12 protein-coding genes are annotated in these 14,961 nt (G+C 74.8%); 9 read left to right on the top strand and 3 right to left on the bottom strand.

Annotation, left to right across the window (positions count from 1 at the left end):
• Positions 1–4 precede the first annotated feature (4 nt).
• The 3 genes from ACH9D2_RS04965 to ACH9D2_RS04955 all read right to left on the bottom strand — a co-directional run bounded on the left by ACH9D2_RS04965 (position 5) and on the right by ACH9D2_RS04955 (position 5,273).
• Positions 5–667: a hypothetical protein gene (locus ACH9D2_RS04965; RefSeq protein ID WP_396361643.1), complete on the bottom strand. Its 663-nt coding sequence runs from the start codon at positions 665–667 to the stop codon at positions 5–7.
• Complete coding sequence (locus ACH9D2_RS04960) at positions 664–4,293, bottom strand: TM0106 family RecB-like putative nuclease (RefSeq protein WP_396361642.1); 3,630 nt, start codon at positions 4,291–4,293, stop codon at positions 664–666. The genes ACH9D2_RS04965 and ACH9D2_RS04960 overlap by 4 nt, the downstream gene beginning before the upstream one ends.
• Before the next feature lie 452 nt (positions 4,294–4,745).
• Positions 4,746–5,273 carry an inorganic diphosphatase gene (locus ACH9D2_RS04955; protein WP_396361641.1) on the bottom strand — a complete coding sequence of 176 codons (528 nt, stop codon included), beginning with the start codon at positions 5,271–5,273 and terminating at the stop codon, positions 4,746–4,748.
• 211 nt (positions 5,274–5,484) lie between these two features.
• Between ACH9D2_RS04955 and dacB the strand changes: the two genes are divergently transcribed.
• The 9 genes from dacB to folB all read left to right on the top strand — a co-directional run bounded on the left by dacB (position 5,485) and on the right by folB (position 14,960).
• Entirely contained in the window at positions 5,485–6,945 is a 1,461-nt protein-coding gene (dacB, locus tag ACH9D2_RS04950) for a D-alanyl-D-alanine carboxypeptidase/D-alanyl-D-alanine endopeptidase (RefSeq protein ID WP_396361640.1), read from the top strand.
• 45 nt (positions 6,946–6,990) lie between these two features.
• A complete protein-coding gene (locus ACH9D2_RS04945; protein ID WP_396361639.1) occupies positions 6,991–8,172 on the top strand; it encodes a zinc-dependent metalloprotease in 1,182 nt (393 codons plus the stop codon).
• A 126-nt stretch (positions 8,173–8,298) separates the two neighbouring features.
• Complete coding sequence (locus ACH9D2_RS04940; protein ID WP_396361638.1) at positions 8,299–8,778, top strand: DNA-binding protein; 480 nt, start codon at positions 8,299–8,301, stop codon at positions 8,776–8,778.
• Positions 8,775–9,899 (top strand): tRNA lysidine(34) synthetase TilS, encoded by a 1,125-nt coding sequence (tilS, locus tag ACH9D2_RS04935; RefSeq protein ID WP_396361637.1) that lies wholly within the window; start codon positions 8,775–8,777, stop codon positions 9,897–9,899. Before ACH9D2_RS04940 ends, tilS begins: the two co-directional genes overlap by 4 nt.
• A complete protein-coding gene (gene hpt / locus ACH9D2_RS04930; protein WP_058875281.1) occupies positions 9,889–10,440 on the top strand; it encodes a hypoxanthine phosphoribosyltransferase in 552 nt (183 codons plus the stop codon). Before tilS ends, hpt begins: the two co-directional genes overlap by 11 nt.
• 190 nt (positions 10,441–10,630) lie before the next feature.
• Complete coding sequence (gene ftsH / locus ACH9D2_RS04925; protein WP_396361636.1) at positions 10,631–12,787, top strand: ATP-dependent zinc metalloprotease FtsH; 2,157 nt, start codon at positions 10,631–10,633, stop codon at positions 12,785–12,787.
• Positions 12,788–12,968: 181 nt separating this feature from the next.
• Positions 12,969–13,550 (top strand): GTP cyclohydrolase I FolE, encoded by a 582-nt coding sequence (gene folE, locus ACH9D2_RS04920; RefSeq protein ID WP_396361661.1) that lies wholly within the window; start codon positions 12,969–12,971, stop codon positions 13,548–13,550.
• Between the two features lie 4 nt (positions 13,551–13,554).
• Positions 13,555–14,502 carry a dihydropteroate synthase gene (gene folP, locus ACH9D2_RS04915; protein ID WP_396361635.1) on the top strand — a complete coding sequence of 316 codons (948 nt, stop codon included), beginning with the start codon at positions 13,555–13,557 and terminating at the stop codon, positions 14,500–14,502.
• Complete coding sequence (gene folB, locus ACH9D2_RS04910) at positions 14,499–14,960, top strand: dihydroneopterin aldolase (protein WP_396361634.1); 462 nt, start codon at positions 14,499–14,501, stop codon at positions 14,958–14,960. Before folP ends, folB begins: the two co-directional genes overlap by 4 nt.
• Position 14,961: the final 1 nt, after the last annotated feature.

Below are 14,961 nucleotides of genomic sequence, written 5' to 3'. Positions count from 1 at the left end.
GGGCTCACTCCCAGAACCGCGGTTCGATGTCCACGCCCTGCACGAGGAGCTCGTCCTCCAGGGGCTCCCGGCACACCACCGGCAGGCGCAGGCAGCCGATGCGGTCGTCGGGGCCGAAGTAGGCGGTGAGCCGGTCGAAGCCCTGCCGGAACGGTGCCAGTTCCTTGGCCGTGGCGGCGACCTCCGCCAGGTCGGCGTCGGAGCCGAGCACCCAGAAGGAGTCCGGGTCGGTCAGCTGGAGCAGTCCCACGGGTGCCCCGGCGTCGTTGTTCTCGGTGCCCGCCCAGCCGGATACCCGCAGCCAGCCGCCCGGTGCCGCCGCGCCCAGGGCCGGCGCCACGGGGTCGTACTCCCACGCCCGGGCCCGCTGCAGCCACCCGGGGGGCACCGGGAGGTAGAGCGGGCCGTCGAGGTCCACGGGCCACCGGGCGGCGGCGAACGCCCCGGCGTCCACCCGGTCCCAGAACTGCTCCGCGGTGAGGTCGGTGCCCACGCTGTTGAGCGCCGCCCCTGGGTCGTCCTGCCGCATGCCGTGCCAGTAGGTCGGGCGGGTCGGGACGTCGGCGCGCCGCAGCAGGGCGTCCAGCTCCTCGAGGTGGGCCGGCTCGCCGAGCACCACCGTCCTGCTCTCGAAGTGCAGGACGTAGGGCACGCGCTCGGGGCTCACGGCAGCCCCGCGGGCCGTCCGCGGCGGCACAGCCGCGTGAAGCGGCCGAGCACCTGCAGCGCCTCCGGGGTGGCCGGCAGGTAGTCGGTCAGGGCGGGGGATCGCACCAGGACGGCGCACCACTGCCCCCGGGAGACCGCCACGTTGAGCCGGTTGGACGAGAGCAGGAACTCCATCCCGCGCGGGCCGTCGGCGGCGGAGGCGGCCATCGACACGATCACCACGGGGGCCTCCTGGCCCTGGAACCGGTCGACGGTGCCCACGCGGACCCCGCCGCCCTCGTCGTCCCGCAGCCCCGCGGCGGCGAGCTCACGGCCGATCAGCTCGACCTGGGCGTTGTACGCGGCCACCACGAGCACGTCCTCGGGCGTCAGCGCCGCGGGGAGGGCCCCCGGTCCGGAGCGCCACGGCGTCCCGACGAACTCGTGGACCAGCTCCACGACGCGCCCGGCCTCCTCGGGCGAGGCCGTGCGGTTGCCGGTGTGCTCGACGTAGCAGGTGCGCAGGCCCGGGGGCACGCCCGTGAGCTCGCGGCCGCCCGCGGCCGGGGCGGACCCGAGCCGCCCGGCGTAGGAGAGCTCGGAGACCGGCTCGCACAGGGCCGGGTGCATCCGCCAGGTGCGGTCCAGGAAGTAGCCGTGCTCGGCGGGCAGCGTGGGCGCCCCGCGGGAGAGCCAGCCCAGCGCCGACTCGTCCACGGGCAGGGGATGGGTGCCCTGCGAGACCTGCGGCAGCTGCTGCGGGTCGCCCAGCAGCAGCAGGCGCCGCGCGGCGCGGGACACGGCCAGGGTGTTGGCGAGCGAGTACTGCCCGGCCTCGTCGACGACGAGCAGGTCCAGGGCCTCGTCCTCGAGGTTCCTGGCGTTGGAGAAGTCCCACGCGGTGCCGCCCACCACGGCGCCGCCGTCCGCGAGGAACGCGGCGAAGTCCTTCCCCGGGACGTCGCGCCACGGCACCTCCCGGTCCGCGGGCCGGGAGGAGGACGGCTTCTTGCCGACGCGCTCGGGGGCGACCCCGCCCTTCTCGAGCACCCCGGTGAGGAGGTTCTCGACGACGGCGTGGGACTGCGCCACCACGCCGATCCGCCAGCCGGCCTCCACGAGCCGGCCGATCACGTGGGAGCCGAGGAACGTCTTGCCGCTGCCCGGGGGGCCCTGGACGGCGAGGAAGCTGCGGTCGAGGGAGCGCAGGGCCCGCACCACGGCGTCGATCGTGCCGTCGGGGCCGTCGTGCGGGCGCGGCAGGGGACCGCCGTCGGCCGGCCGCGGCGCCCGGCGCCGGAGCAGCTCGAGACCCGGCTGCTCGGGCAGTCCCGGCAGGGCGTCGGCCGTGCGGGCGGCGAGATCCTGGAGCGACTCCTCGAGGGAGCGCGTGGCGATCGGCCGGGCCGGGCCCAGCGCGATCGGCAGCTCCGCCCAGGGCTCGGGGGCCGGGCCGTCCCGCGGCTTCCTCAGCCGTTCGCGCACGGTGAGCACGGCCGTGCCGTCCTCGTGCTCCTCGAGCTCCTCGAGCACGGCGGTCCAGTCCCCGGAGCGGCCGCTGCCGCGCGGCGCGGCGTCCTCGGCCAGGTGCGCGGGGACGGGGGCGCCGTACATCAGGAACAGCCCGGGAGCGCCCGGCTTCGGGGTCGAGCCCTCCCCGAAGCGGCCCGCGAGGCGCAGGAGCCGCGTGGGCGCGGCGCTGCGGCGCTTGGCCGGGTCCCTCGCCCAGTCCTCGAGCACCTCCGCGCGCTGGGCCACGAACACGTCGCGGGTGTCCTCCCAGTCCTCGACGGGGCCCTCGAGGCGGTCGAAGTGGGACCACCAGTACTGCTTGCGCTCGCGCCGGTGGTAGCCGGTGGCCGAGGCGACCATCGCGACGGCCGTGCGCTGCTCGCCCGTCAGGGCGCCCCGGGCCTCCGGGTCCTCCAGGTGCTCGTGCAGGCGCTGCTCGGCACCGGTCATCCGGACGTCCGGCAGCTCCTCGGGCAGCTCGAGCCGGTCCTGGGCGGGGCGCGGCGGATGGTCCGCCGGGTCCGGGGAGATCCCGGCGAGACCCAGCAGCCAGTCCCGCAGCCGCAGGGTCGAGAGGCAGTCGTACTCGTTGTAGTCGGCGATCCCGGCCAGCAGCCGCTGCGCGGCGTCCTCCCGGCCGGCCTCCCGGGCCGTGCACCAGTCGGCGTAGGCGACCACCGACGCACCCGCGTCCACGACGTCCCCGGTGCGCAGGTGCTCGCCCATGTAGAGCGGCTCCAGCTTCTTGATGGAGTACGAGCTCTCCGACAGCCGCAGGCTTCCCCGCACGGTGTCGTAGAGGTCCACCAGGACGTTCTCGCGCAGCAGTTCGTCCACGGCGTCCTCGCCCACCGCGTGCACGAGCGAGAGCCGGCGCAGCGCGGCCTTCTCGTAGTTGGCGTAGTGGTACACGTGCATCCCGGGGAAGCGCGAGCGGCGCTCGGCCACGTAGTCCAGGAACGCCCGCAGCGCGTCCCGCTCCTGGGCCCGCGAGTGCGCCCAGAACGGCCGGAAGAGGGGAGCGGCGCCGGTGCCGGAGGGCTGCTCGACGACGCCGAAGAGGTACTCGAGTCCCCAGGACGCCGGTTCCTCGGGGTCCTGCCACAGCGGATCGCCCTCGAAGTCGAAGAACACGTCCCCCGGGTCGGGCGGGGGCAGCCGCCGCACCGGCTCCGTGGTCGTGACCCGGTAGGCGATCCGGCGGGTCCCCCCGTCCTTCGGGTACTCGACCGCGCCGTCCTCCCGGCCCCGGCCGGTCTGCATGGCCGCCTGGTCCCGCAGCCGCCGCACCGCCGCGGGGAGCCGGCCGTCCGCCAGCTCCGCGAGCTCGTCGACGGTGCGCACGCCGTGCCGGTCGCGCAGCGTGCGCCGCATCCGCACGGACAGCCCCGCCGTCAGCAGCAGGTCCCGGTGCTCGGCGACGGCGCGGGCGCAGTGCTCGCACCGGCCGCAGCGGGCGACGTCGTCGTCCTGCCAGTCCACGGGGCCCGTCCGCGCCCGGTGCGCGGCGGCGGCCGCGACGAACCGCTCCCGGCGCTCGCGGTAGACCGCCAGGTGCTCGGAGACGGGGAAGACCGCCTCCCGCCGGTCGCCGAGGACGAGGGTGACCTCGGGGGCCACGTCCACGCCGGCCCGTTCGAGCTGGTCGGCGTAGGCGGCGAGCTGGAGCAGGGCGGTGACCTTGGCGTGCCGGGCGAGCTTGGTGTCGTGCACCGCGTAGGCGCCGTCCGGCCGGCGGACCAGGAAGTCGGCGCGGCCGTGGAAGCCGCCGTCGAAGAAGGAGGCCTGGAAGACGACGTCCGCACCGGCTCGCAGGGCGTCCAGGGACTCGGCGTGCTTGGCCGTCAGCTCGGCCCGGTCCATGCGCTGGGCCGGCTCGACCTCGTGCACGCCCCGTCCGGTCGCCGCGTCCCAGGAGCCGAACGCCGCCCGGTGGGCGGCCAGGACCCGGAGCTCGTGGGCGTCGCCCAGCTCGGCCGTGCGGGCGAGCATCGCGTCCCGCTCCGGGGTCCGCCGGGGCGCCCGTCCCAGCTTCTCGTCCAGGACGCTCAGGCTCGCGTAGGGGCACTCGGCCGCGCGCACCAGGTCGCTCGCGGAGAAGACGAGATCCGCCTCGGGGCCCAGCAGGAACATGCGCATCCTTCCGACGGCACCGGGTCCGTCCCGGGTCCGGGTCCATCGAACCACAGGGACCGGACGTCACAAGGAGGAGGGACAGGACGTCACCAGGAGGGACGACGGAGATCGGCCGGCAGGTCCGAAGGACCTGCCGGCCGACTCCCGGCGGACCGGCATCCGGCCCGCCGGGACGGACCGGGAGAGATCGATGGGATGCGGCGCGGGTGGGGGGACCCCCGCCGCCACCGGGCCCCTCGCGGGTGCGCTCCGGCGACCTCGATCCCGGTCGGCGGCCCGGATGCCGATGGGGGGACGCATCCTGGGCCGTCGGGCCGGCTGTGCCGGCCGCCCCCAATATAACGAAATTCATGGAATCTCTGTAGGGTGCCCGTCACGTCCCGCGTGCCGGGCACGCGCAGGGGCCGGGGACCACCCGGTCCCCGGCCCCTGCCGGCGCGCCCGTCCGCTCAGTCGGTGGACGGGGCCTTCTCCTCGGCCTCGGCGGCCGAGTCGTAGTGGGACTGCTCGAAGCGCTCACGGGCCTCCTCGACGAGACGCTCCGCGGTCTCCCGGCCCTCCCAGCCCTCACCCTTGACCCACTTGTTGGGCTCGAGGTCCTTGTAGCGCTCGAAGAAGTGCTGGATCTCCTTGAGCTTGTGCTCGTCGATGTCGTCGAGGCCCTGGATGTGGTCGTAGCGCTTGTCCGTGGACACGCACAGGATCTTCGCGTCCCCGCCGGCCTCGTCGTTCATGTTGAACACGGCGATGGGGCGCGACTCCACGAGCACGCCCGGGACGATCTCGAAGTCCAGGAGCACGAGGGCGTCCAGGGGGTCGCCGTCCTCGCCCAGGCTGTCCTCGAAGTAGCCGTAGTGCGCGGGGTACTGCATCGACGTGAACAGGACGCGGTCCAGGCGGAGGCGGCCGGTCTCGTGGTCGATCTCGTACTTGACGCGCGATCCGCGGGGGATCTCGATGGTGACGTCCAACTCCATGGTGTCTCTCCTCGTGCTGGGAAGGCCTGGAAGGGCCGGAAAGGGCTGACAGCGGCCGAGCACGGCCGCACCACCCGGTGGGGTGGGGCAGATCCGACACCCACGATAGCGGCGGCCCCGCGGGCGGCGGTAACCGCCCGGACCGCGACCGCACCGGCCCGGGCCCCGCCGCAGGCCGTCGCAGGGCCGCGGCGGGGCCACAATGGGAGGCATGAGCAGTCCCCGACGCCACGGTCCCCCCGCCGGGCAGCGGCGGCCGCGGGCCCGCACCGGCCGCGGTCACCGTGCCCTGACGGTGCTGCTCGCCACCGGCTGCGTGGGGGTGGCGGGCTGGCTGCACCCCCACTGGACCCCTGCGCTGGGGCTGGGCGGCGACGACCTCCCGGCCGCCCGCGTCCTCCCGGCGGAGGCGCCCGCCCCGGCCGGGGCCGTGCCCCCCGACCCGGCGGCACCCGTGCCCGGGACCGGGGAGGTGGCCGCGGCGGTGGACACCGCGCTCGCCGGGGCTCCCGCCGGACGGCGCTCCGTCCTCGTGGCCGACGCCCTCACCGGGGCGCCGCTGCTCGAGCGGGACCCGGACGTGCCCCTGGTGCCCGCCTCCAACCAGAAGCTCGTCACGGCGCTGTCCCTGCTCACCCACGCCGACCCCGGCCGGCGGCTGCGCACCACGGTGGTCCAGGGGCAGGACCCGGGCACGGTCGTGCTGGTGGCCGGCGGGGACACCCTGCTCGGCCCGGGCGGCTCCGACCCGGACGCCGTGCCGGGCCGGGCCGGCGTCCGGACCCTGGCGGCGGCGACGGCCCGGGCCCTCGCCGAGCGCGGGGCCGCCGGGCCCACCACCGTGCGGTGGGACGCGAGCCTGTTCACCGGACCGGCCGTCAACGAGGCCTGGGCCGCGGGGGACGTCGCGGCGGGGCAGATCGGGCCCGTCGCGCCCATGGCGTTCTGGTCCCACCGCGTGCCCGCGGGGGAGGGGCCCTCGGCCGAGCGGCCCGGGAACGCGGCGCAGGACGTCGCCGAGGTCTTCGCGGCCGAGCTCGCGGCACGGCTCGCCGCGGACGGGGTGCCCGCGCCCGTCCCTGAGGTCCTGCCCGGCCGGGCGCCCGAGGGGGCGACCGAGCTGGCCGCCGTCGAGTCCGCGACCCTCGCCGAGCAGACCGAGCTCATGCTGCAGGACTCCGACAACCACCTGGCCGAGGTCCTCTCACGGCTCGCGGCCCGGGCCGCGGACCGGCCCTCGAGCATCGCCGGCGGCCGCGCCGCCGCGGCGGCGGCGCTCGAGGCGCACGGCATCGCCACGGCCGGCGTCGAGCTCTCCGACGCGTCCGGGATGTCCCTGCGCAACCGGGTCCCCGCCCGCGCGCTCGAGCAGGTCGTGCGGGCCATGGCCACCGACCCCACCGGAGCGCTGACCCCCGGCGCCCGGGCCCTCCCGGTGGCCGGCGGCAGCGGGACCCTCGCCGACCGGTTCGACGACGACGCCGAGCACCCCGGGCGGGGCCTGGCGCGGGCGAAGACGGGCACCCTGAACTCCGTGGTCTCCCTCAGCGGCCACGTCACCACGGACGGGGGACGGCTGCTGACGTTCTCCGTGGTGCTCAACGAGGTCACCCACCCGGCCGCGGCCCGGGACGCCGTGGACCGCGCGGTGGCGGCCCTGGCCCGACTGTGACGGCCCGCGCCGGGCGCTCCCAGGCGCGTGTGGTTGCATGAGGCCATGAGCGCAGCACAACGACCGCCGGAGACGGAGTCGCCCGGGATCGTCCGGTGGGACCTCGCGGCCTCCGCCGCCGCCCGGCTCACCCCGCCCGGGCCCAAGATGTCCGCCCGGGCCATGCAGGCGGCCGTGGCCTCCATGCGCCGCCACGCCGAGGCGTCCGTGGACCACGTCCACCGGATCACCGGCCTGGAGGCCGCGCGGGACCTGCGGGACTCCACCGTGCTGGTCGTGGACCGGGCCGGGTGGTCGAAGGCCAACGCCCAGGCCTTCCAGGTGCTCATGGAACCCGCGGTGGAGGCCCTGCGCCGGCGCCGCCCGGAGCAGTTCGGCGCGGCGGCCACGGCGCTCGGCGGCACGGCCACGGCCATGGAGATGGCCGCGCTGCTCGGCTTCCTCTCGGCGAAGGTCCTCGGCCAGTACGACCCGTACGCCGGGCTGGTCTCCGCCGTGTCCGCGCAGCGGCACCCCGGCGGGCGGCTGATGCTGGTGGCGCCCAACATCCTCACGATCGAGCGGGAGCTCAACGTCGAGCCGGAGGACTTCCGGCTGTGGGTCTGCCTGCACGAGCAGACCCACCGCGTCCAGTTCGCCGCGGCCCCGTGGCTGCGGGAGCACATGATCGAGCAGATCAACGAGCTCGCGGACTCCCTCATGGGCCACGCCGAGACCCTCGGGGCCCGGCTCACGGAGGCGGTGCGGTCCCTGCCCGGGCGCGGTGCGCGGGCGGAGGAGCCCAAGGCCTCCCTCGGGGTGGTGGGCCTGCTGATGGGGAAACGGGAGCGGGAGGTGCTCTCCCACCTCACCGCGGTGATGAGCCTGCTCGAGGGGCACGCGAACTTCGTGATGGACGGGGTGGACGCCTCGGTGGTGCCCTCCGTGAAGACGATCCGGCGGCGCTTCGAGCGGCGCTCCGAGCTGCAGGGCAGCCTCGACCGCTTCGTCCGGCGCCTGCTCGGGATGGACGCGAAGATGCGCCAGTACAGCGACGGCCAGCGGTTCGTCTCGACCGTGGTGGAGACCGTGGGGCTGGAGCGGTTCAACCGGATCTGGGAGGCCCCGGAGCACCTGCCCACGGAGGCCGAGATCCATGCACCCGAGCGCTGGATGGAGCGCGTGCTCGGCCCGGGCGCGCCGTCCCGCACGGCCGCCCGTGCACCGGAGCCGCCGAGAATGTGCTAAAGAACACAAACCCGCGTCTGACATGCAGATTCATGGACATGGGGGCTGAGACGCCCCGCCCGTGAGGTCCCGGTCACAGCGCGACACGCGGTAGGCCGGATCACCATTGTGTGACAAGATTTTTACGTGAGCACAGAGAATATCGAACAGCAGGTCAAGCTGTACGGCCAGCCCCTGTCGGAGCGCTTCGGCACGGTCGTCCAGGCCTACGGCATCACCCAGCGGCGGTTGGCCGAGGTCCTCGGCCTCTCCGCCCCCATGCTGTCGCAGCTCAACAGCGGCCGCCGGATCAAGATCGGCAACCCGGCGGTCTACGAACGCCTGGTCATGCTGGAGCAGCGCATCGGCACCCCGGACATCGAGGAGACCCTCGCCGCGGTCGAGGCGTCGCAGCCCGTGCTGTCCACCACGCAGATCCAGGCGGGCATCCACAGCGAGACCAACGCCGTGGCGGCCCTGGCCCACGTGGTCCCGCGGCACGAGCTCGAGGCCGCCCTGGACCTGCTCGGCGAGACCGCCCCGACCCTCGCCAAGGTCGTGCGCCTGGCCGTGCGGGAGTCGCAGAACCAGCAGGCCGCGAGCGACCGCGAGGACGCCCGCCGGTGACCCAGTTCGCCCGCCGCGGCCGACTGTCCCCGGACGTCGCCGCGGGGCGGCGCCGTGTGCTCGACTCCGTCCGGCAGCACCTCCCCGGGACGCCCGGGGAGCCCCCGCTCGTGCTGGTCGCCTGCAGCGGCGGCCCCGACTCCCTCGCGCTGGCCGCCGTGGCGGCCCACTTCGCCCGGCGCGGCACGCTGCGCGTGGGCGCGGTGGTGGTCGACCACGGCCTGCAGGAGGACTCCGCGGCGGTCGCGGCCCGCACCGCCCGCACGCTCGAGCGGACAGGCCTGACGCCCGTCGTCGTCACCGCCGTGACCGTGCGCCGGGACGCGGGCGGACCCGAGATGGCGGCCCGCACCGCCCGCTACGCGGGCATCGCGGAGGCCGTGGGGCGCACGGGCGCCGACGCCGTGCTGCTCGGCCACACCCTGGACGACCAGGCGGAGTCCGTCCTGCTGGGGCTCGCCCGCGGCTCCGGCACCCGCTCGCTGGCCGGGATGCCGCCCGTGCGCGAGCTCGACGGCGTCACCTACCTCCGCCCGTTCCTCGACCTCTCCCGCGCGCAGACCCTGCAGATCTGCGCCGCCGAGCAGCTCGAGCCCTGGCACGACCCCACGAACCGGGACACCACCCTGATGCGCTCCCGGGTCCGCCACCGCGTGCTCCCGCTGCTGGAGGACGAGCTCGGCCCCGGGCTGGCCCGCGCCCTGGCCCGGTCCGCGGCGATCCTCGGTCCCGACGCGGACTACCTCGAGAGCGCCGCGGCCGAGCTGCTCGAGCGCGCCCGCGCCGCCGCCCCGGAGCTGCCCGGCTCCCTCGTCCTCGACCTCGCCACGGTGCGGGCGGCGCACCCCGCGCTGCGCCGCCGTGCCCTGTCGGCGGCCGTGGTCGCCGCCGGCGGGCAGACCCCGGCGTACGAGCGGCTCGGCGCGCTGGACGAGTTCGCCGCGGGGCACGGCGCCGCGGGGCCCGTGCAGATGGCGGGTAAGGTGTCCGTGTGGCGCCGCCGCCCGACGGCGGGCACCCGTGGCCCGGGGCACCTGGAGCTCGTCCGCCCGAGGCCCGCGGTCCCCGCGAGCGCCACCCGACCCGCATCCGCATCGTACGAGGAGCGCCGTGAAGGCTGAGGACGTCCAGGGGGATCTCACCGAGGTCCTGTACACCAAGGAAGAGATCGACACGAGGATCGCCGAGCTGGCGGCGGCCGTGGACGCGGACTACCGGGGGCGGGACGTCCTGCTCGTGGGCGTGCTCAAGGGCGCGGTGATGGTCATGGCCGACCTGTGCCGGGCGCTCCAGGGCCAGTACCCCATGGACTGGATGGCCGTGTCCTCCTACGGCTCCGGGACCAAGTCCTCGGGCGTGGTCCGCATCCTGAAGGACCTCGACACGGACCTCACGGGGCGGGACGTGCTCATCGTCGAGGACATCATCGACTCGGGGCTGACGCTGTCCTGGCTGCGCGCCAACCTGGAGTCCCGCGGCACCGCCTCGGTGGAGATCTGCGCGCTGCTGCGCAAGCCGGAGGCGGCCAAGACCTCCATCGACGTCAAGTACGTGGGCTGGGACATCCCCAACGAGTTCGTCGTGGGCTACGGGCTCGACTACGCCGAGAAGTACCGCAACCTCGACTGCATCGCGACGCTGGCCCCCCACGTCTACGAGTGAGCCGGGTCCCCGGCGGGCGCGCGCCGGGCAGTGGCCGGGCGGCTGTCCGCTGACAGGGAACTCCCGGCCCGTCCCGGGCGGGACCCGGAGTCCGGGCTGTACATTGTAGGTCTGCGTCCCCTGGACCCCCGGCCCTGGGCGGGCCCCGGCTCGAGGGGGCCGGACAACCATCCACGGGAGGATCAGCGGCTTGGCCACGGCGAAAAAACCCAACAACTTCTTCAGAGGACCCTGGTTCTGGGTCCTGCTGGCCGCTCTGATCCTGTTCCCCCTGGTGGGCACGCTCACCACGGGCTCCTCCGGGCGCGTGGACACCAACGTCGGGCTGCAGCTGCTGCGGGACGGCCAGGTCTCCGAGGCCAAGATCTACGACGGCCAGCAGAAGGTCGAGCTCCAGCTGGAGGAGGACCTCTCCCTCGACGGCCGGGACCTCGGGCGCAGCGTGGAGTTCTACTACGTCACCCCGCGCGGGGAAGAGGTCGTCGACGCGATGAACGCGGCGGACCTCGAGGGGTTCACCGACCAGCCCGTCGAGTCGAACTGGTTCACGAGCCTCCTCGGCTTCATGCTGCCGTTCCTGATCATCCTGGCCATCTTCTGGTTCGTGTTCTCCCGGATGCAGGGCGGAGGGTCCCAGGTCATGCGCTTCGGCCGCTCCCGGGCCAAGATGTTCGACAAGGACAACCCCACGGTGACCTTCGCCGACGTCGCCGGCGCGGACGAGGCGGTGCAGGAGCTCGACGAGATCAAGCAGTTCCTGGTGGAGCGCGAGCGCTTCACCGCCCTCGGCGCGAAGGTGCCCAAGGGCGTGCTGCTCTACGGCCCGCCCGGCACCGGCAAGACCCTGCTCGCGCGGGCGGTGGCCGGTGAGGCCGGCGTGCCCTTCTTCTCGATCTCCGGCTCCGACTTCGTCGAGATGTTCGTGGGCGTGGGCGCCTCCCGGGTGCGCGACCTGTTCCAGCAGGCCAAGGAGAACGCGCCCGCCATCATCTTCGTGGACGAGATCGACGCCGTGGGCCGCCAGCGCGGCGCGGGCATGGGCGGGGGCAACGACGAGCGCGAGCAGACCCTCAACCAGCTGCTCGTCGAGATGGACGGCTTCGACGCCACGACCAACGTCATCCTGATCGCCGCGACCAACCGGCCCGACGTCCTCGACCCGGCGCTGCTGCGCCCCGGCCGCTTCGACCGCCAGATCGGCGTGGAGGCCCCCGACATGAAGGGCCGCCTGCAGATCCTCCGGGTGCACTCCCAGGGCAAGCCGCTCGCGGACAACGTGGACCTCGCCGCCGTGGCCAAGCGCACCCCCGGCTTCACGGGCGCGGAGCTCGCCAACGTGATGAACGAGGCGGCGCTGCTGACCGCCCGCTCCCACGCCCAGCTCATCGACGACCGCGCCGTGGACGAGGCGATCGACCGCGTGATCGCCGGCCCGCAGAAGCGCAGCCGGATCATGAAGGAGCTCGAGCGCAAGGTCACCGCCTACCACGAGGGCGGGCACGCGCTCGTGGCCGCCGCCCTGCGCAACACGGACCCGGTCACGAAGATCACGATCCTGCCCCGCGGCCGGGCCCTGGGCTACACCATGGTCATGCCCATGGACGACAAGTACTCGACCACCCGCAACGAGCTGCTCGACCAGATGGCCTACGCCATGGGCGGGCGCGCGGCGGAGGAGATCGTGTTCCGGGACCCGTCCACCGGCGCCTCCAACGACATCCAGAAGGCCACCGACACGGCCCGCAAGATGGTCACCCAGTACGGGATGAGCGCCCGCGTGGGCTCGATCAAGCTCGGCGGGGACAGCTCCGAGCCGTTCCTCGGCCGGGACGCCGCCGGCTCGGGCCGGGAGTACTCCGAGCGCACCGCCGCGATCGTGGACGAGGAGGTGCGGGCCCTGCTCGAGCAGGCCCACGACGAGGCGCACGCGATCCTGATGGACAACCGTCCGGTCCTCGACCGGCTCGCCCTCGAGCTGCTCGAGAAGGAGACGCTCAACGAGGCGCAGATCGCGGACATCTTCCACGACATCCGCCAGCGGGACCTGCGGCCCGTGTGGCTGTCCAAGGACACCCGGCCGCTCTCGGAGGACCCGCCCGTGGTCACGCAGGCCGAGCGCGAGGAGGCCCGGCGGATCCACGCCCAGGACCCCGCGACCCTGGCCCCGCAGGACCAGGCGGCCGCCGCCGGCCCGGAGCGCCCCGTCGAGGTCCCGGAGCGCGGTCACTCCGTGCCGTCGGGGGAGGGCGCCGGCTCCTCGAGCACCACCGGCACCAGCGCCGGGACCACTGCCGAGACCACCGTGGAGACCACGGCCGAGACCACGCCGGGGACCGGCACGGACTGAGCCGGGCCTAGGATGGAGCGACGACAGCCGGTCGCGTCCGCCGACCCCTGGTTCCGCCCGGCAGACCCGGCCTATCCCGAAGGAGGGCGCGTTGCCCCACGAGGCCCGCACGAAGCAGACGAGCGCGCACGACCCGCGCGCCGAGGCGTTCGACCCGCCGTACCCCGACCCCGCCCCCGCGCTGGAGGCCGGCGCCGGGGCGGTGGACCAGCCGCGGGTCGCGGCGGCCGTGCGGGAGCTGCTGCTGGCCATCGGCGAGGACCCCGACCGGGACGGCCTGCAGGGCACCCCCGGGCGCGTGGCGCGGGCGTACGCGGAGATGTTCGCGGGGCTGCACCAGGACCCCGCCGAGGTGCTCGGGACGACCTTCGACATCGGCCACTCCGAGATGGTCCTCGTGAAGGACATCCCCTTCTACTCGACCTGCGAGCACCACCTCGTCCCCTTCCACGGGCACGCCCACGTGGGCTACATCCCCGGCCACGACGGGATGGTCACCGGACTGAGCAAGCTCGCCCGCCTGGTGGACCTCTACGCGCGCCGGCCCCAGGTCCAGGAGCGGCTGACCACCCAGATCGTGGAGGCGATCGTGGAGCACCTGCAGCCGGCCGGCGTGATCGTGGTGATCGAGTGCGAGCACCTGTGCATGTCCATGCGCGGGGTGCGGAAGCCGGGCGCGAACACCGTCACCTCGGCCGTGCGCGGTCAGCTGCGCGAGCCCGCCACCCGCGCCGAGGCGATGAGCCTCATCCTGGGGCGCTGAGCACGTGACGACCTCCGGCCGCACCGACTCCGCGCACCGGCCCTCCGGCTGGGGCTCCTTCGAGGACCTGCCCACCGGTCGCACGCTGGTCATGGGCATCCTCAACGTCACCCCCGACTCCTTCAGCGACGGCGGGGAGCACGCCGGGCACGAGGCCGCGATCGCGCGCGGGCTGCGCATGATGGCCGAGGGCGCCGACATCGTGGACGTCGGGGGCGAGTCCACCCGGCCCGGCTCCCAGCGGATCGCCCCCGCCGAGGAGCGGCGCCGGATCCTGCCCGTGGTCGAGGCCCTCGCCGCCGCGGGGGCGGTGCTCAGCGTCGACACGCTCCACGCCGGGACCGCCGAGGCCGTCCTGGACGCGGGGGCGCACATCGTCAACGACGTCTCGGGGCTGTCCGTCACCCAGGACATGATCGACCTGGTCGCCGAGCGGCAGGCGCCCTACGTCCTGATGCACGCCCGGGGCCTGCCCGACGTGCAGGACTTCCGGGCCGTCTACGACGACGTCGCCAGGGAGGTGCTCGGGGAGCTCGGGGCGCTGACGGGGCGCTGCCTGGCCGCCGGCGTGGCCCCCGAGAGACTGATCCTGGACCCCGGGCTGGGCTTCGACAAGCGGGGGGCGCAGAACTGGGCGCTGCTCCGGGCGCTGCCGCGCTTCACGGCCACCGGCCACAAGGTGCTCGTGGCCGCCTCCCGCAAGCGCTTCCTCGGCACCCTGCTCGAGCAGGACGGGGCCCCGCGTCCGGCGGCCGGACGGGACGCGGCGACGGCCGCGGTCAGCGCGCTGTCCGCCCACGCGGGCGCGTGGTGCGTGCGCGTCCACGACGTGCGCCCGAGCGTCGACGCCGTGGCCGCCGCGCACGCCTGGCGCGGCGTGGAGCCGGCCCTGCTGCGCCCCGGCGCGGACGCCGGCGCGCTGCCGGCGGGATCCCCCGGAGCGGGCCGGTGAACCGGGTGCCGCACGAGGGCGGGGACGCCGCCGGCATGCGCCCCGGGGACCGGGCGGGCCGCCAGCACGTCCCGGCGTCCTCCACGCGGTCCCCCGACCGCCGGGACCGGATCAACCTCCTGGGCGTCGGCGCGGTGGGCTACCACGGGGTCCTCGACCAGGAGAAGCGCAGCGGGCAGCCCTTCTTCGTGGACCTGGTCATGTACCTGGACCTGGCCGCGGCGGGGGTCTCGGACGACGTCGCCCTGACCGCCCACTACGGCGAGGTCGCCGAGGAGGTGCGGGACATCGTCATCGGTCCCAGCGTGAACCTGCTCGAGACCCTCGCCGACCGCATCGCCCGGCGGCTGCTCCACCGCTTCCCGCTCGACGCGGTGGAGGTCACCGTGCACAAGCCCAAGGCGCCCATCGAGGTGACGTTCTCCGACGTGTCCGTCACGATCTACCGGGAGCGCTGAC

This window comes from Kocuria rhizosphaericola (genome assembly GCF_044462205.1).
Lineage (GTDB): Bacteria > Actinomycetota > Actinomycetes > Actinomycetales > Micrococcaceae > Kocuria > Kocuria rhizosphaericola.
The sequence above is the reverse complement of the archived record's forward strand: the minus strand, read 5'-3'. Positions and strand labels throughout refer to the sequence as shown.

What these genes read in the sequence shown, in the direction of transcription:
- dacB (WP_396361640.1), top strand. Translation starts at nt 5,485, where the DNA reads ATGAGCAGTCCCCGACGCCACGGTCCCCCCGCCGGGCAGCGGCGGCCG.
- ACH9D2_RS04945 (WP_396361639.1), top strand. Translation starts at nt 6,991, where the DNA reads ATGAGCGCAGCACAACGACCGCCGGAGACGGAGTCGCCCGGGATCGTC.
- ACH9D2_RS04955 (WP_396361641.1), bottom strand. Translation starts at nt 5,273, where the DNA reads ATGGAGTTGGACGTCACCATCGAGATCCCCCGCGGATCGCGCGTCAAG.
- ACH9D2_RS04960 (WP_396361642.1), bottom strand. Translation starts at nt 4,293, where the DNA reads ATGTTCCTGCTGGGCCCCGAGGCGGATCTCGTCTTCTCCGCGAGCGAC.